Raw genomic sequence first — 17353 nt, 5'->3', positions numbered from 1 at the left:
GGTCTGATGCAGGCCCGGCGCAAGAACATGGAGCGGATGGCCGAGGTGGTCACCGACAGCGACGAGCAGGCGTTGCAGCACTTTCTGTCGAACTCCCCGTGGGACGAACGCGGGGTGTTGGATCAGGTGGCGCGCGATGCCGATGCGTTGCTGGGCGGGACAGCCGACACTGCCCTGTTGATCGATGAGAGCGGGATCACCAAGAAGGGGCGCCACTCGGTGGGGGTGTCGCGGCAATGGAACGGACGCTTGGGGAACGTCGACAGGATTCGTTTCGCCTGGGTCGGCATGATGCCCTCCCGTTATGGTTGCTCCGCAAATGACTGTGCAGGCGTGGCAGGCGCCGTCGGCAGTCGGACAAGGGGCCGGCCCGCGTATTCATCGTTGCTACACGGTTACGGTTGCGGTCTCGCCCCACCCCTGTGTACTCGCGTATGAGGTTAGTACATGCCCCGCGACGCGTCAACCCACTGGGCATAAATGGAAAAATCCATCCCCCTGGTGTGCTCGCAGGGAGCAATGTGAGGTCGATCCGGGCAGTGCCGACAGGCTGCCGGCCAACTGTCGCAAGCGGTCTGTGATCGCGGTGGTCGGCGCGACGATCACTCTGTCGCGGGTGACTCCTCTTGAGCCTCTCGCCGCCGTGCCGCGCGGGAATACTGGTCGTCCAGCGCCCGTGTCATGGGGAGGAAGCGGTGGATGCCGCGATAGGCGAGGGTCTCGCTCATGGTATTGAAGCCGCAGGCGGTGATGATGCGCGCGGCCTGTGGATAGAGGGCGCGGGCGGGATTGGCGTGTAATCGCACGACGTCCGGGGCGCAGTAGGGCAGGGCGCGGGGGGCGATCAGGATAAGGGCGGGGCTTACGCCCTCGGCCGCGGCCAGGTCGCGTGCATAGTCCAGAAGTTCGCGAATCTCTTCGGCCGGACCTGAATGGGCCACCAGCCAGCATGGGGGTGGCAGGGCGGCGAGTCTGGCCATGGCGTCGGTCGGTGGCGGTAGGTCCGGTGTTTCGAGCCGCAGCGCGATGGGCTCCGCCCCCCGGCGTGCTAGCCAGTCGGCGTGGTCCTGGTTCAATGGCTCCAGCAGGTGGACCCGGGTGAGTGGCGGCGGTTCCCCCTGGATGCGCCGGGCATAGCGGTCCCAGCGCAGCAGGCGGGCCAGGTAGTGGATCTCAAGCTCCGGTGGCAGTGGCAGTCCACACAGCTCCCCGAACAGCCCGCAGGGGAAGCTGTCCAGCCAGAGTCGCCGCGGGCGCTGCTCCCACAGCAGCCCGGCGAGCCAAGCGCCCAAGTCTCCCGGGCGGTCGGTCAGCTCTACGGGGAGGGGCAGCAGGTCCAGGCCAGGCGACGACTCGGGGGCCTGTGCGTGCCGGGCTGGTGCGAGCACCCGCGCCCGGACACCCAGTGTGGCGAGCACGGCGCGCGCCCTGGTCAGGTGCCCGAGTCCGCCCCCCAGGGCGTAATACAGGTCCGGTCCCACCCGGACTACCAGCCGCGCAGCCAGCCCTCGGCCATGATCGCCTGCGCCTCAGCGGCGGGCAGGCCCGGAATCAGCAGCACGAGCGGGACCGGGGTCAGGGGTGTGTTGCCCAGCCGGTAGCGGGTCTCGCCCGCGCGGTCCTTGACCTTGAGTCCGGTCCCCGCCGGATCGGGGTAGTCCTTGACCTTGCCGAACGACTCTTTGTCGATTTCCAGTTCCCATTTGTCCTCGCCGCGGCGGCGCAGCACCGCAGCGCCCGCGTTCTCGGCGTTGTCCGCAATCTTGATCCGGTCCTCGTCGCGCTTGACCTTGCGCAACAGCCGGCCATCGGGGGCGGTCAGCTTGAAGACATCGGGGTCGCCTTTGGTCGTGGCAAAGGCGGTGCCGTCGGGCAGGCGGTAGTCGGTGCGGCCGGGGGCCTTGCGTGCGCCCAGCAGCAATGGGGCGCCGGCCCCGTCGCCTACCGAGACGTGATCGGCGTCCCGGGTCAAGTTCAGGACCGGCTTGCCGGCCGCGTCGGCGATCTCTAAGCGCTCGCCCGTCGGCGTCCCCGCCGTCGCCGTCAGGACCAACCAGCCCCAGAAGACCAGCCCGGCGAGCGCTAGGTTGACGATGCCCAGATGGCGCTGGGGCCGAGTCGGTGTCTGCTGCGATCTCATGGTCAAACGCTCCGAAGGATGGAATACACGTAAGGTCGTTGGTCCGCGCAGCGGACCCTACCGGGCGCAGGTGTCCCGGTCGCGCCCCAGGGCCGCGGCCTCGGCCAGCAGGTTAAAATAGGCGCTGGTCTCCCGCTCGGCACCCAAACGGTCGGCAGCCAGTGCGCGACCGGCCTCGCCCATCCGCCGACGCTCATCCGCGCTCACGCCGGCCGCCCGGGTCAGCGCATCGCGGGCGCCGTGCATGTCGCCTGGATCGAATAGCAGGCCCTGGACGCCGTCGGTGAGCAGGTCCGCCATGCCCCCGGCCCGCGCGGCGATCAGCGGCAGGCCCAGACCGAGCGCCTCGAGCATGACATTGGGCATGCCGTCGTAGAACGATGGCAGGGCCACATAGTCGCAGGCGGCATAGAGCGGCAGCAGGTCAAAGCGGTCGAGGAAGGGCAGCACCGTGAGGCTCAGGTCCGCGCACTCGCGCTCGATCCAGTCGGCCGCCTCGGGTGTGATTTCACCGACCAGCAGGCAGTGGAAACGTTCCCGTTGCCGGCTGCCGCGCAGGGCCTCCAGCAGCAGGAGCAGGCCCTTCTTGGCCTTGAGATGGCCGAAGCACCCGATGACGAGGCGCTGCGGCGGGAACACCTCGTCGCGCCACAGCCGCGCCCGCTCCAGGTCGAAAGGGTGTAGGGTCCAGTCGCGCAGATCGATCCCGTTGGGTATCCAACGGGTGTTGAGACCGGGGTACAGCGCCTGGGTCTTGCGCGCCTGGCTGCGGCTCACACAGCCCACCAGTGTCGCGGCGGTGAGTGCGCGCGCCAGCACCTGGGCCCGCGCCGGGTGGAACAGGGCGGCGTCCAGGTCGTTGCCGCGCAGCAAGGCGATCAGTGGCCGGTCCATCCAGGCGGCATAGACCGGTGCGGCCAGCAATGGCAGTGCACCGCCGAAGGCGACCAGGTGGGTATAGCGGTCGGCCTCCCGTTCCAGGCGTGCCCACAAGCGGTTGAGCGCGTGTGCCGGGTCGCCGTCCATCGGGCAGGCAAAATAGCGGCCCCCGACCTGGCGTTGCTCCTCCCAGCGGCGCAGCCGCTCGGCGCAGTGCAGCAGGTCCAGTTCCACCCCAGCGGCACGCAGCCCGCGCACGATGCGGTCGCACGACTGGGCCATGCCGCCGCAATCCGGCGGATAGCTCTCGGTCAGCCAGGCGACGCGCCAGGCGCCGACGTCTCGTTGGGGCCACGCGGCGCCGTGCATCGCGCGGGTCAGCTATCGAACAGGCTGGGGCCGTGGTCCTCGTCCAGTCCGACCCCGGCCTCGGCGACTGGCGTATCGAACGCCTCGCGATCAAGGTCGTCGAAGGTCCCGCCGGTCGTGAAGCCGTCGGCGGCCAGCGCGCCGGCCGCCAGCCCGCCGGTCTGAAAGGCATCGGTCCGGGGTCCGGCGGCCGGCTCAGTGGCTGACTGGGGGCGATAACCGCTCTCGCGGTAATAGCTATCCCGGTAGCCGTAGCGCCAGTCGTCAGTCGGTGCCCAACCGTCTGAACCGACCGGTCCATTTCCGCTGCTGCGCTCCGCGCTGCATTCGGCACAGAGTGCCCCGGTCAGGTCATGGACCAGATGCGCGGCGCAGGCGGGGCGCCCGCAGGTCCGGCACACCCCGGTGGCCGGCTCCCCACACTCGCGCAGGGTGAGAAACCCCCGTTTAATGGTACACCTAGACATGACTGGGCTCCTTAATCCGGACGGGCTCGGCGCGGGCATAGAGATCGGTGATGGTTTTGAGCGCCTCGCTCAATGTTGCAGACTGTGGCTGGGTGCCCTTTTGCCGGGTGCGGCACTGCCCCCGCAGCTTGATCCATTTTTCCAGCGCCGGCGCCTGGGGCGTCGGGTCCGCCGGGTTGGGGGCGCAGCCGATAGCCCGCCGCCGGCAGGTCCAGTGCGGCCAGCACCCGGCTGTCGACCCGGAACTTGGTCTTGCTCTTGGTCTTGCCCCGCGCGTTGCGCCGCGAGATGCGAAGTTCGTGGACCTGGTCGGTGATGCGCCAACGCAGCCGCGCCCCGTCCCGCAGGACCACCGCGGCGGTCATCCAGGGGTCGAGGAAGATCCGCTCCCGGATCGAACGGCCGCGTTCTTTTCGGGCCGGCAGTGTCTTGCTCAACTTGTCCTTCGCCGTCCCGCCGCGCAGGTCCAGCCCGAGTTGCAGCGTGGCGTGCGGGCCCAGGTCCTCGCCGATCAGGCTCACCAAGGGGAGTGCCACCTCACGCAGTTGGTTGGCCAGGTCCGTGGAGCGCGTGGCGAGAAAGAGTGCGACCAGCGGTGCGGCCGTCGTCAGCGCCAGGCCGAGCGCGACCAGCCAAGCCTGCGCTTCGTAGCCCAGGGCAATGCCGCCGAACAGTGCGCCGAAGAAAACCAGCATGGGGGCAACGATCATGGCCACGGTCGCCCAGGTGCGCACCGCCTCGGCTTGCCGGTCGTAAGCTGCCAACCCACCAAGCAGGGCGATCCACTGCGCCGGGGTGCGTTCGCCGGCGATCCGCTTCTCTTTCAACAGCCGTCGCTGCTCCGGGGTGAGTGCCCAGTAGGCGCGATAGGTTTCGATCAGTTGCATGTCCTGGCCCCAAGCAAAGGTTCAATCCAGTCCCAGCCCCGCATAGACCGCGTCGAGTCGCGTCAAGGCGCACTCCCAGGATAGATGATCCATCATCGCCCGACGCGCCTCCTCGCCCATTTGGGTGCGCAGCTGCGGGTATTCGAGCAGGATGCGCAGCGCCCGTGCCAACTCGGCCGGACGGTCCGGGGGGACCAGCCGGCCGTGTCGGCCATCGGTCATGATCTCGTGCACGGCCGGCAGGTCGGAGGCCACCACCGGCACCCCGGCCGCCATCGCTTCCAGTATCTTGAGTGGTGCGCAGCCCTGCTCCAGGTTGCGGGTGCATTCGGTCAGCGGGGCGACTGCGATCAGCGCGTGGCGCCGCCAGGGGTCGAGTGCCGACTGGTCGAGTTGAAACTCCCAATGCACCCGGGTGGCGACCCCCAGGTGTTCGGCCAGCCGCTGATAGTGCTTGACCCGCCGCGGGTGGACGGCGGCGCAGATGACGAGGCGCAGGTCCCTGAAATCCGCCAGTCGCGCGAAGGCGTACAGCAGAGTCGGGAGCCCCTGCCAGGGTTGCACGGCACCGAAATAGAGCAGATAGGGCCAGGGTGCGGGCGCTGGCGGGAGTGGGTCAACCGGCACCTCGGCCCCGTTGGGGATCACCCGCAGGCGCTGTGGGTCCGCGCCCATCGCCACCAGGTTGCGGGCGATGGTGTGGGACGGGGTGACGATGCAGTCCGCCCGCTCCAGGCACCAGCGCTCTGCCGCGCGCAGCTTCGCGATGGTCGCCGGGCCGATCGCGGGGAAGGCGAAGGGTAGCTCGATCGACGGCAGGCCGTTGACTTCATAGATCGTCCGGCAGTCCGGCCCCACCCGCTGCAATAGGGGGACACCGCTCCAGGGGTCGCGGAACTGGGCCAAGCGCAAGGCGCCGCCGCGCCGCGCGAGCAGCCGGTCCAGGGTGCAGCCGAACCCCAGGGCACGCTCCAACAGGTTCGCCGGCCCGTCGCGATAGCGCAGGATCTCCACGGTGCCCTCGTGCTGGCCGGCCGGGAGCTCCGCGTTCCCCAACACATAGAGTAGCCCGCCCCCGGCCCGTTCGAACAGCCGCCGGGCAAACCGGTCGATGTGCACCGCCGCGCCTTTGGCGGAGGGGAAGACATCGAATGCGGCATAGAGGGCGGGGGGCAGCGGTTGGGGGGGTGTCATTCTCGTCATGATGGTGTGGCCAAATCAGACAAAAAGCTTTTCGCATGAGGTTTCTGCATGCCCCGGCCCGGTCCAGTCGGCGTCGCCACGCGATCGGGAGCGCCGCACCAGTGACCGCTGCTCGACGCCCGTTCGGCGCGAGTCCTCGCCCCTGTATCCCGCCATCCCCGGATCGGGTAAATTGTACGGCTCTGGGAGGCAAGGCCGAGCGCGCCCCGCCGCAGCTGGGGTAGTCCCCGCAGGGCTGTCTGGCGTCGCTCCGCCCCCGCCTTTTTTGACTGAACAACCGTATCGAGAAGGAGCGCAGCCAGTGAGCAACGATAAGTCGTTGCGGGTAGCCAATCCCCCGTTCAAGCCCGTGTCGGCCGGCGCCCGGTCGGGCCCGCCGTGCGACCAACCATCGCGACCGTCCGCCAACCCCCCAAAGTGGGAATACTGGAAGCGGATCAAGTCCGCCGCACCCTGGAAGCTCGCCGCGCTGTCACTCGGTATCGAGCCGGCGAGCGTCGATGCGGATGATGCCAAGACCTTTCCCAGCGCGGCGGCCTTCGGGCGGCACAACCTCATCACCTTGGCCATCAAGCGGCACTTTCGTGTCGATGACCACCGTGCTGTCGGTATTGCCGAGTTCATCCACTGGGCGGATTCAATCTCCCTGGGCCTGCCGCCCGAATTGCGTGCACTGACGCCTCCTGCACGAGCACGCGCTCCCGGGCAATGATCCGCCGGAAGGGCTCGTCCGCGCTGCACCAGTCGACGATGTCCACCCGCCACGGCAGATCCGATTCGCTGAATGCCTCACCAGAGCCCCAAACGCCATGCCATGCCGAGGCCCGCCAGCACGATGGCGCAGATCAGGGCAATCACCATGAGGTACACATGAGTGATCGCGGTGGCGATCTCCCGCCTGACCTGGGCCTGGACCGCGGCGATCAGGTCCTTCACATGCGCCTCTTCGGCGGTGATTTGCTGGGTGAGTTCATGCTTGATGTCGACTTGGAGGCGCTCGCGCAGCTTGTGTTCGAGCTCATGCAGCCGCTTTTCCCGCTGTAAGTGAACCTCCAGGATGGCGGCGCTCTGCGTTTCGTACTGTGCTCGACAGCGCATCACGTGCGGGCAGTCACCGAGGCTGTCCGACGCGCTGTACTCCCCTGCGCCCAACTCTGGGTCTAGTGACGCTGCCACCCGCAGTCCCTCTCCCGCAGCAGCGGGCGGGGTCTGGTCGCTGCCTGGCCGCTCGCGCTGATGCGCAGGATCGGCGTTTGGCGTGGGGCCGTTGGCGTCGGGCTCCTCCATGCCCAGCAAGCGCCGGTTGCCGGGGACCGACAGCCAGGACCCCAGGTCCATCGATTGGATCTCATAGGCCGGGTCCGCTTTGCCCCCCGCCCATCCCGGCGCGGGGCTGTTCGGCGGGATGGGTGCCGGTGCCTTCGTTGGCGCCTTCGCCGACGCGAGCGGCTGTAACAGATGACTGACGCGGCGCGGCAACAGTTCCTGCGAGACGACTTGTGTGGCGCCGAACCGCAAAGCGCGTTTGGCGTGCCGCTCCCCCGCGGCGTCGTTGATGACATAGATCGGGATGGCCGCTAACTTTTGGCGCAGTACGACGAGTGCGTCGAAGGTCTTCTCCGGGGCCGCGCTCAGGCCCAGCACAATGGCCTGTATGTCATCGGCGGCCTCAATGATCGCCGCCGCGTCATCGCAGACCTGTATGCTCGCACCGGCGGTGCTGAATAGGTTGGACACGAGTTGTTGCGCGGCACGATCCTTGATGCTGACTGCGATACGTACTGGTCGTTCGTTCATGGGTGGCTAAATCGTCCTTTGCGGGTGAATGATGCGGGTCAACCACCGTTCGGCGCGTCGCCATCGCCGCATCGGTGCCGGTCGTGCGGTGCAGCGGCCGGAGTGCAAGCGGGCGCGGACAGCGGCCCGGGGAGGCCCGGCGAACCAGGCGAGCAGCGACTGATTGGCCTTCATGGGTCGCCATTTGCGGACGCCAGCGCCGTTTCACCAGCGCGATAGATGAGCTGGACTCGCCTGCTTACTCCGGTGAATAGCTGGTAGGGGATGGTGTCGCTGGCCGCTGCCACGGCGTTGGCGCTGACCTGGGTGCCCCACAGTTCCACCGGATCGCCGCTGCGCGCGTGGGGCAACCCCGTGAGGTCGACCGTCAGCATGTCCATGGAGACCCGCCCGATCAGCCGCGTCAGTTGACCATTGACCGCCACCGGCGTGCCATCCCGGGCATGGCGGGGATAGCCGTCCGCGTAGCCGGCGGCGACGACCCCCACCCGGGTCGGGTGCTCACAGACGAAGCGCCCGCCGTAGCCGATCGACTCGCCGGCCTGAAGATCGCGCACCGCGATCAGGGCCGACTCCAGGGTCATGACCGGGCGCAGCCGGGTGGCCGCTGGGTGCGCCTGCGGCAGCGGCGAGGCCCCGTAGAGCATGATGCCGGGGCGCACCCAGTCGGCGATGGCCGCCGGCCAAGCCAGGAGCCCGGCGGAACTGGCCAGGCTGCGGCGTGCGGCCAAGCCGGCGCAGGCCTGCGCGAAGAGTGCCAACTGCCGGTGGGTATACGGGTGATCCAACTCGTCGGCGCGGGCCAGATGGGTCATCAACACCAAGTCACCCACCTGCGGACACTGCGCCAAGGCCGCATGGGCGGCGGCGAAGGCGTCCGCTGTGAAGCCCAGTCGGTGCATGCCTGAATCCAGCTTGAGCCAGCAGGCCAGGGGCCGCGCCGGACGTGCCGCGCGCACCCACTCCAGTTGCTCCCGGCTGTGGACCACCATGGCCAGGGCCAAACGGTCGACCAAGGCGAGCTCGTCCGGGGCGACCACCCCCTCCAGCAGCAGGATGGGGGTTCGGATCCCGGACTCGCGCAGCTCCTGCGCCTCCTCGATGCAGGCGACCCCGAGGGCGTCGGCGGTCCCGGCGAGGGCCCGGGCCACTGCCACCGCACCGTGTCCGTAGCCGTTGGCCTTGACCACCGCGACCGTGCGCGCCGCCCCGGCCAACTTCCGTGCCACGGCAAAATTATGGCGCAGGGCATCGAGATCAATACCGGCGCGGGTGGGGCGGGTCATCAAAGTCTCCCTGAAGTCATGTGGAAAAGTCGTATGGCTCACTCAAAAAAGCGGTTGACGGGCCGCAGGCCGGGCGCGGCCGGTGTGCTCGGGGCGTCCCGGTCGCTGCGTCGAGTGCGCTCTTGGGTGCCGTCCGGCGTGCCCGGCGGCTTGGCGTTGGCCCCGTTGTCCAGGCTCGGGCGCGCGCCCCGCGCGAAGGGCTCCCAGCCGATCGGGGTCAGTTCCGGCTTGTTCCAGGGGCCGGTCATACGATACTGATAGCTGGCCAGGCGGTCGAGTGCGCCGCCGGTGAGACGGTCGACCAGATAGACTGCGGCCCCCACCACCGGGCCGCCGGCCACCCCGCTTGCCAGGGCCACGCTGGTGCCGATGCTGGGTTCGACGGTCACCGTCTGGTCGAAGGTGCGACCGCGTAGGTCGGCGAACCCGCTGACACTGATGTCGCCGGACGGTCCATCGATGGCGAAGGTCTTGAGGCGTGCTTGGCCGGCGCCGACGTCGATGCGCCCAGTGATGCGCTCGAAGACGAACCCCTTCTGATAGAGATCCGTGAAATCCAGCGACAGCCGGCGCCTCAATTCTCCCAGGTTGAGAAAGCCGAGCACCCGTCCGACCCCCGGGTCCACGTCGAGCAGCCGCCCCGGACCCACGTCCAGCTCGATCCGGCCGGTCGAACGCGCCAGTGAAAAGGCCGAAAAACCGCCCGGCCAGTCGAGGCGCAGGCGTGCGTCCACTGCGGCGGGACTCAAGAATGGTGCATAGTCCAAGGCGTGCAGCAGGGGGCCGGCATTCGCGGACTTCAGCGTCAGGGCGAGTTGCCCGTGCCCGCCGGTCGGCGAGTCCAGCCAGGCGGCGTCTCCCGTCACCCGCGTGTCGCCGGTGCCATCGAAGGCGATGCGCGATACCCGCAGCCCGGCGCTGTCCGGGCGCAGGTTGAGGCTCAAACGCCCGAGCCCGACCTCGCCCCAGCGCAGTTCGCGCACCCGCAGATCCATCGCCGTTGGGCGCCGGGCGGGCACCCCGGGTGAGGCCGGGGGTGTGGATTCCGTGTCGCTCCCGTTCGGGATCAGTGGCTTGAGGTCCAGTCGCTCCAGGTCGAGCGTTAGCGGTGCCTGCGGTTGTCCGGCGGCCGCCGGGTCGGGCAGGGCAATCTGACCGGCGACTTCGCGGGACGTGAGGCGCAGGTCCCAGCCCGCGGTCGCCGGGGCGGCCTGGACCCGGGCATCGCTAAGCACGGGGCCGCCCAGGTTCAGCCGGGCAATACGCAGGTCGGCGGACAGCCCCCAAGTCCCTGGCTTGGCACCCGCCGCCGCGCTCTGGTTGGTGGTGAGCCCCAGCGCGGTCGCGCTGCGGTCCCACCAGTCGGACCAGGCCGGCAGGTTCAGCTCGGGGAGCGTGCCCTCAATGACCAGGCCGGGTGACTGCGCGGGTGGCGCGGCCCGTGCTGCCCCCAGGGTGACCTGGCCGCGCTCCAGGCGGGCGGGCGCCAGGGCCAGTGCCAGGTTCCAGGCCAGCGGCTGTGCGGCGCCCGCGATGGTCATGCGCCGTCCCGGGACCAGTGCGCCGTTGAGTTCCAGTGGGCGTGGCTGCTCTGCGGTCTTACCCAGGGGGGTGGGGAGGTTGATCGCCAGGCCGCGCAGGTCGGAGCGCAGGCTGTAGGCAAGCGGCAGCGCGGGTTCTTTGAGGTCGCTGTTGCGCAGCTCGACCCCCAGGTCCCATTCGAGGTCGCCGGTGGTGAGGCCCCAGAAGGGCGAGGGGAAGCGGGCGGTGAGCGTCTTGGCGGGCGTACGTGAATGGGCGCTGATCCGGGTGGTGGCGGCGGTCGCATCCCCAGGGTCTTGGGTGCTGATGGCGAGTGTGGCCGGCCGCCCCCAGAGTTGGCCGCGGATGTTGTCGGCGTGCAGTGTATTGCCGGTGAACTCGAGGTCGCCGGCCAGCGCGGTCAGCCTCACCTGCGTATTCTTCAAGGCGAGGCTAGCGGGTGCGGGCCAGGACAGGTGCCCGTCCACGCCCATGATCCCGCCCTTGAACAGGGGAAGATCCAGGTCCAGGACAAGTTTCAGGCGGCCATCGACCTCCAGTGAGCGCCCGAGGACGCCCAGCGGCTGCGCTAGCGGGGTTTCGGTGAGTATCTTCAGCCCGTCGGTGAAGGGGCCGCTCCCCTCACCATGGATCGGCAGGCGGTGCGGGGTCCAGAGGTCGGCGATGCTGGCCCGGCCCTGGCTCAGGGCCGACTGGTAGATGCGTCCCGTGTCCATACGGATGTCGAGCCCCTGCGTCAGGAACCGCAGTTCCCCGCTGCTCCCCTCGATCGGTGGCCAACCGTGCTGGTAGTTGAGCACCAAGTCGCGGTACCCGAGGACCAGTTCGAAGCGCCCTTGCTGCTCCCGAAAGGGGTAATGCTTCAAGGGTCCACGCAGCACCAAGTCCCCCCGGGGGACGCGTCCGGACACCAGTGCGTGGGTGAGCCAGAGCGTCAGTTCCGGGTTGAGTATGCCGACGGGTAGATAGTGCCGGGTCTGGGCGATGTTGGCGTCCGTAAGGCCGGCGCGCAGGTCGAGGAAGGGGCCGGAGTCAGGCGGGTCCGCGGGTCCGGGCAGGTCCAGGGTGAAGCGCACCTGCGCGCTCAGGTCGGCGTTCGCCAGGTCCGCCGTGTTGCTTGCCAGATGCCAGCCGCCGGTCGGACCGCGTCGCCAGGTGAGGTCGGCGCGCAATTGGTTCAGGTGCAGCGGTTGGTCGAAGAGTGGGCGCCCATCAAGCGCCAGGTCGGCGGACTCCAGCTGTAGGTCGCCCCCGTCCTGGTCCGCCCGCAGGCGGGCGTCCAGACCGGTGATGGCCGGGATGCGTGCGTGTCGATCCAGTCCGAGGCGGCGCACCTGCGCCGTCGCTTGCCAGGTCGGCGGCCCCGCGGGCGGGAACTCGACGCGCGCCGCCAGTTGCTCCACCCGGGCGCGTGGGTTCAGGGCGGCCAGTAGATCCTGGTCGACGGGCGGGGGCGCCGTCGCCGGCCAGGCGCGGATCAGTCGCGTGATCGCCTGCAGGTCCAAGCCAGTGGACGCAAGGTCCAGCGTCCGGGGCGCGCCGTCCGCGGACAGCTGCAGGTCCAGACCCAGGTCGGACACCAGGGCCTCGTCCACCGCGAGCCCGAGTTGCGCGACCTGGATGCGCCAGTCGTCTGCCGCCGGGGTGACACGGACCAGTCCGTCGAGGCGCTCCAGGGACAACGGGGCGAGCGCCGCGGGCGGTTGCAGGGTGACACCGCGCAGCGCGACGCGGTTGAGGCTCTCCACGAGCGTGCCCTGGTGCACCTGGTTCCAGCTATCCAGGTGTACGCTGCGGCTGCTCACCCGCTCCGGATCGAGTAGGGTCTGGGGTACCAGGGCAGCCAGGTTCGCGCCGGCCAGACTCAGGTAGAGGTTCCCGTCCCATTGCCGCGTGTCGTCCGCGTCCCCCCGCAGGTCCGCGAGCAGGCGCAGTTGGGCGTCGTCCGGTCCGGCGTCGCTGCGCTGTGCGTCGGCCGCCACCGGGGTGGCCAACAGTTCCAATTGGTGGACCGCGCCATCGTTGTGCAGGCGCAGGCGCACCCGCGTCAGTCGCACGACCGCCCCGCCCAGGGCATCGTCGATGATGAGGGCCTCGCCATCGGTGATATTGAGCCGCCCCTGGCGTAGGAAGATCGCCAGTGCGTTCGGGTCATCGGGGGTGAGCGCGGTGAGTCCGACCAGGCTCACCTTGCCGTCGCGGGTCCGATGCACCGCCACGCGCGCCCCCACCAGGGTCAGTGAGCGCACGCGCGGCCGGCCGGCGACTAGCGAGGCGATGGGGTCCAGGTCCAGTTCCAGTGCGCGCAGGCGCAGCAGCGCTCCGCCGGTCTGCGGCCAGGTGATGACCACGTCGCCTAGCACCAAGCGCGGCGTCCAACCGGCGAGGCGCAGCGTCAGGGTCTTCACCTGCAGCGGGTAACCGAGTTGCTCCGACAGTGCCTGGGCCAATTCGTCCCGGTAGCCGTCGGCGACCGGCAGGGCCAGGCGCAGGGCCGTGGTCAGGACCGCGAGCAGGACCAGGCCTAGCAGGCTAAGCCGCAGGAGCCAGGCAATGGTGCGGTGTGTGAGGTGAAGCATCCGGAGTATGAGAATAAACGGACAGGACTACCGGCTAGATGAGCACAATGTCATATTGCTCCTGGGTATAGAGCGACTCCGCCTGGAGGCGGATGGGGCGCCCGATGAATTCCTCCAGTTCGGCCAGGTGCGCGGATTCCTCGTCCAGCAAGCGGTCCACCACGTCCTGGGAGGCGAGTACCAGCAGGGTCTGCACCTCGAACTGGCGTGACTCGCGCAGGATCTCCCGGAAGATCTCCGAGCAGGTAGTCTGTGCCGTCTTGACCGAGCCGCGCCCGCCGCAGCAGGGGCAGGGCTCGCACAACACGTGCTCCAGTGACTCCCGGGTCCGTTTGCGGGTCATTTCCACCAGCCCGAGGGCGGAGACCTCAGTGATATGAGTCTTGGCGTGGTCGCGCGCCAGGGCCTTCTCCAGTGCCCGCATGACCTGACGCTTGTGTTCCTCCTCGGTCATGTCGATGAAGTCGATGATGATGATGCCGCCCAGGTTGCGCAGGCGCAATTGTCGGCAGATCGCCTGGGCCGCCTCCAGGTTGGTCTTGAAGATAGTCTCTTCCAGATTGCGATGCCCGACGAAGGCCCCGGTGTTGACATCGATGGTGGTCATGGCCTCGGTCTGGTCGATCACCAGATGACCGCCGGACTTCAGGTTCACCCGGCGCTGCAAGGCCTTGCGGATCTCCTCCTCCACCCCGTAGAGGTCGAACAGCGGGCGTTCCCCCTGGTAGTGCTCGATGCGGTCCTTGATGTCCGGGATGTACTTGGCGGCGAAGGGGATGGCCTTCTCCACCATCATGCGGGAGTCGATGCGTACCCGCTCCACCTCCGGGGTCACGAGGTCGCGCAGTGCGCGCAGTGCCAGCGGCAGGTCGTCGTGGATCAGGCCGATGGCGGTGGCCGCCAGACAGCGCTCGCGCACGCCCCGCCAGAGCTTGGCGAGGAAGTCCATGTCCTTGAACAGCGACTCCTCGCTCACCCCCTCCGCGGCGGTGCGGGCGATAAAACCGCCACGTCCGGGGTGGGTCTCCACATAGAGGTTCAGGATGTCGCGCAGACGCCGCCGTTCACTCTCGTCGTCAATCTTCTGGGATACCCCGGTGCTGGAGAGCGCCGGCATGCACACCAGATAGCGGGAGGCGACCGAGACGTTGGTGGTGAGCCGCGCCCCCTTGGACCCTAAGGGGTCCTTCACCACCTGGACCACCAGTTCATCGCCCTCCCGGACCAGTTCGTGGATGTGCTCACCGCGCGGTTCGCCCTCGGCGCCGATCACGTCCGAGGCGTGCAGGAAGGCGGCCCGCTCCAGCCCGATCTCCACGAAGGCCGCCTGCATCCCCGGCAGCACCCGCACCACCCGACCCTTGTAGATATTGCCCACCAGGCCGCAGCGCTCCGCGCGCTCGATGATGATCTCCTGGACGATTCCGCCCTCCACCACCGCGACCCGGGTCTCCGGCGGGGTGACATTGATCAGGATCTCTTCACTCACCGGCGCACCTCACTCGCGAGCGACTCGGCACCGCTCGGCGTGGGTGGGAGCACCGCGATGCCGGCCTGCCCGAGGAGTCGCCCGGTCTCGAACAGTGGCAGGCCCATGACCCCGGAATAACTGCCGGTGAGGCCGGCGATGAAGAGCGCGCCCAGGCCCTGGATGCCGTAGCCCCCGGCCTTGTCCCGGGGCTCACCAGTGTCCCAGTAGTGCAGGCACTCATCCCGGGTGAGGGTGCGGAAGGTGACGCGGCTCTCCGACAGATCGGTGCGCACCCCGTCCGTCGCGACCAGTGCAACGGCTGTCAGCACCCGGTGACAGCGCCCAGAGAGCAGCCCCAACATCGCCATGGACTCAGCCAGATCGGCTGGCTTGCCGAGGATGCGCTCACCGACCACCACCGCGGTATCCGCGCCCAGCACCGGCCGGTGTTCGTGTTGCGGCAGCGCGGCCCGCGCTGTCTGTGCCTTTTCCAGCGCCAGGCGCAGTACATAGTCCTCCGGATGTTCGCCCGGGTGGCGGGTCTCGTCGCAGTCCGCTGTCACGACCCTGAAGCGCACCCCGATCTGGGTCAGCAGCTCGCGCCGCCGCGGCGAGCCGGAGGCGAGATAGATCTGGGGGTCGGCATCGGTCATTTTGAACTCTTCTAGGTGGCAGGATAGCCGCGGGTCAGCGGCCATCGACAAGCAAAAATCGACACTACAATCAGCCCCGATGGTAAGGGTGCCCGGCGAGCAAGGTCCAGGCGCGGTAGACCTGCTCGGCCAGGATCACCCGCACCAGCGGATGGGGAAAGGTCAGCCGCGACAGTGACCAGCACTGATCCGCCCGCGCCAGGCAGGCCGGTGCCAGCCCATCCGGGCCGCCCACCAGCAGGGCCTGGTCGCGCCCGCCGCCCAGCCAATCCTTGAGCTGGCCGGCCAGGTCCGGCGTCGTCCACCCCTGACCGCGCCCATCCAGGGCCACCACCCCGGCGCCCTTGGGGATCGCCTTGAGGATGCGCTCCGCCTCGTCCTCCCGGGCCAGGTCGGCCTCGCCCGGCCGGTTTCCGGCCTTGCCGCGGCGCATTGGCTCCACCTCGATCAGCTTCAAGGTGCATTCCGGGGGCAGGCGCTTGGCATACTCCTGATACCCGGCCTCGACCCAGGCGGGCATCCGGCGCCCGACGCAGATCAGATGGATACGCACCGGTGCCGCGGGGGCTCAGTCCAGGCTCGGCCCGAGGATCAGGTCCAGAGACTCGAAGCCCTGCTCCTCGAGCGCGTCGATGACCTCCTCCACCGGCACCCGGGCGCCCCCGGGTCCGCCACCGTGTCCGTTCGCGGACTCCAGCGCGGCGATCACTCCGGTGACCTGCCGGTACGCCTCCGCCGGGGCCAAGTCCTGCGGCAACCGCACCAGCAGCGAGCGCGACGGGTCCGTACTCGGCAACAACATCAGTTGATCGGCCATTTCGTCACCTCTTCTTCTGCAATTATCTCAGCGGGCCAGGGCCAGCGCACCGGTTTGCGGCTAAACCCGCGGATGATAGCCGCCCGGGCATCGCGAGCGCGAATCCATCGCACTGTCGGCGCTCCCAGCCGCGGTTATACTGCCAAGTCACGCACCGGCCGGGTGCCCTGTCACGAACCCAAGGCGGACTCTTCCATGCCAGCCCACACCCACAACCGACTCGCCGATGTACTGCGCGAGCGCATCCTGATCCTCGACGGCGCCATGGGGACCATGATCCAGCGCTACCAGCTCACCGAGGCCGACTACCGCGGCGAGCGCTTCAAGGACTGGCCCTCGGATCTCAAGGGCAACAACGACCTGCTGGTGTTGACGAAACCAGAGGTCATCGGCGAGATCCATGAACAATACCTGGACGCCGGGGCCGACATCCTGGAGACCTGCACCTTCAACGCCAACCGGCTGTCCCAGGCGGACTACGGGCTCCAAGACGTTGCCGCGGAGATCGGCACCGCCGCCGCCCGGCTCGCCCGCGCCTGCGCCGACCGCTTCACGGCCCTCACCCCGGACAAGCCGCGCTTCGTCGCCGGGGTCCTGGGGCCCACCGGCAAGACCGCCAGCATCTCACCCGACGTCAACGACGCGGGTGCCCGCAACACCAACTTCGACGAGCTGGTGACCATCTATGCCGAGGCGACCCGGGCACTCATCGCCGGGGGGGTGGACGCCATCCTGATTGAGACCATCTTCGATACACTCAACGCCAAGGCCGCCGCCTTTGCCGTGGATCAGGTCTTCGACGAGGACGATGTGGTGCTGCCGGTGATGATCTCGGGCACCATCACCGACGCCTCCGGGCGCACCCTGTCGGGCCAGACCGTGGAGGCCTTTTACAACAGCCTGCGCCATGTCCGGCCGCTCTCCATCGGGCTCAACTGTGCGCTCGGCCCTGATGCGCTGCGGCCCCATGTCGAGGACCTGTCGCGGGTGAGTGAGTTCTGCACCTCATTCCACCCCAATGCCGGCCTGCCCAATGAGATGGGCGAATACGACATGACCCCGGACCAGATGGCCGCGCAGATCCTCGAATGGGCTCAGTCGGGCTTCGTCAACATCGTCGGCGGCTGCTGCGGCAGTAGTCCCGCGCACATCCGTGCCATTGCCGCCGCGGTGGCCGGGCAGGAGCCCCGGCAGCCCAAGGAGAATGATCACCGGCTGCGCCTCTCGGGGTTGGAGGCGTTTAACGCGTAGGCTTTCCCACTC

General features: G+C 68.7%; 15 protein-coding genes and 1 pseudogene. 3 read left to right on the top strand and 13 right to left on the bottom strand.

The features are described 5' to 3' along the window. The coding region (locus QZY44_RS23925) for a transposase (RefSeq protein WP_295453911.1) at positions 1-438 on the top strand (438 nt) is incomplete at its 5' end. A 164-nt stretch (positions 439-602) separates the two neighbouring features. Here QZY44_RS23925 and QZY44_RS23920 read toward each other — a convergent pair. Genes QZY44_RS23920 through QZY44_RS23895 form a run of 6 tightly spaced genes read right to left on the bottom strand, consistent with a single transcriptional unit; the run spans position 603 to position 5945 of the window. After that, a complete protein-coding gene (locus QZY44_RS23920; RefSeq protein ID WP_295453904.1) occupies positions 603-1481 on the bottom strand; it encodes a hypothetical protein in 879 nt (292 codons plus the stop codon). A 5-nt stretch (positions 1482-1486) separates the two neighbouring features. Next, positions 1487-2140 (bottom strand): hypothetical protein, encoded by a 654-nt coding sequence (locus QZY44_RS23915; RefSeq protein WP_295453899.1) that lies wholly within the window; start codon positions 2138-2140, stop codon positions 1487-1489. Between the two features lie 57 nt (positions 2141-2197). Beyond that, complete coding sequence (locus QZY44_RS23910) at positions 2198-3388, bottom strand: glycosyltransferase family 4 protein (protein ID WP_295453895.1); 1191 nt, start codon at positions 3386-3388, stop codon at positions 2198-2200. Positions 3389-3396: 8 nt separating this feature from the next. Continuing rightward, positions 3397-3855 (bottom strand): hypothetical protein, encoded by a 459-nt coding sequence (locus tag QZY44_RS23905; RefSeq protein WP_295453892.1) that lies wholly within the window; start codon positions 3853-3855, stop codon positions 3397-3399. Positions 3856-3866: 11 nt separating this feature from the next. Further along, positions 3867-4742, bottom strand: a complete 876-nt coding sequence (locus QZY44_RS23900) for a hypothetical protein (protein ID WP_295453889.1) — start codon at positions 4740-4742, stop codon at positions 3867-3869. A gap of 21 nt (positions 4743-4763) precedes the next feature. Beyond that, complete coding sequence (locus tag QZY44_RS23895) at positions 4764-5945, bottom strand: glycosyltransferase (RefSeq protein WP_295453886.1); 1182 nt, start codon at positions 5943-5945, stop codon at positions 4764-4766. Between the two features lie 301 nt (positions 5946-6246). Here QZY44_RS23895 and QZY44_RS23890 point away from each other — a divergent pair, with 301 nt between their 5' ends. After that, entirely contained in the window at positions 6247-6657 is a 411-nt protein-coding gene (locus QZY44_RS23890) for a hypothetical protein (RefSeq protein ID WP_295453881.1), read from the top strand. Between the two features lie 77 nt (positions 6658-6734). On the opposite strand, the gene QZY44_RS23885 is transcribed toward QZY44_RS23890, so the two are convergent. From QZY44_RS23885 to QZY44_RS23855, 7 genes are all read right to left on the bottom strand, one after another. After that, complete coding sequence (locus tag QZY44_RS23885; RefSeq protein WP_295453876.1) at positions 6735-7742, bottom strand: hypothetical protein; 1008 nt, start codon at positions 7740-7742, stop codon at positions 6735-6737. 170 nt (positions 7743-7912) lie between these two features. Further along, a complete protein-coding gene (alr, locus tag QZY44_RS23880; protein WP_295453873.1) occupies positions 7913-9028 on the bottom strand; it encodes an alanine racemase in 1116 nt (371 codons plus the stop codon). Positions 9029-9066: 38 nt separating this feature from the next. Then, on the bottom strand, positions 9067-13149 hold the full coding sequence (locus QZY44_RS23875; RefSeq protein WP_295453869.1) for a YhdP family protein: 4083 nt from the start codon (positions 13147-13149) through the stop codon (positions 9067-9069). 34 nt (positions 13150-13183) lie between these two features. After that, the gene (gene rng / locus QZY44_RS23870) at positions 13184-14638 is read right to left on the bottom strand and encodes a ribonuclease G (RefSeq protein WP_295453865.1); all 1455 of its coding nucleotides are present in this window, start codon (positions 14636-14638) and stop codon (positions 13184-13186) included. After that, positions 14635-15273, bottom strand: coding sequence for a nucleoside triphosphate pyrophosphatase (locus tag QZY44_RS23865; RefSeq protein ID WP_295453861.1), 639 nt, complete (start codon positions 15271-15273; stop codon positions 14635-14637). The genes rng and QZY44_RS23865 overlap by 4 nt, the downstream gene beginning before the upstream one ends. A 70-nt stretch (positions 15274-15343) precedes the next feature. Next, positions 15344-15826, bottom strand: a complete 483-nt coding sequence (gene rlmH / locus QZY44_RS23860; RefSeq protein WP_295453856.1) for a 23S rRNA (pseudouridine(1915)-N(3))-methyltransferase RlmH — start codon at positions 15824-15826, stop codon at positions 15344-15346. A gap of 15 nt (positions 15827-15841) precedes the next feature. Continuing rightward, entirely contained in the window at positions 15842-16090 is a 249-nt protein-coding gene (locus QZY44_RS23855) for a hypothetical protein (protein WP_295453852.1), read from the bottom strand. Positions 16091-16285: 195 nt separating this feature from the next. On the opposite strand from QZY44_RS23855, the pseudogene QZY44_RS23850 reads away from it, so the two are divergent. Next, positions 16286-17326 (top strand): annotated as a pseudogene (locus QZY44_RS23850) (homocysteine S-methyltransferase family protein); the annotation flags it as partial. Between the last annotated feature and the right edge of the window lie 27 nt (positions 17327-17353).

It is taken from the genome of uncultured Thiodictyon sp., from assembly GCA_903837595.1.
GTDB lineage: Bacteria > Pseudomonadota > Gammaproteobacteria > Chromatiales > Chromatiaceae > Thiodictyon.
The sequence above is the reverse complement of the archived record's forward strand: the minus strand, read 5'-3'. Positions and strand labels throughout refer to the sequence as shown.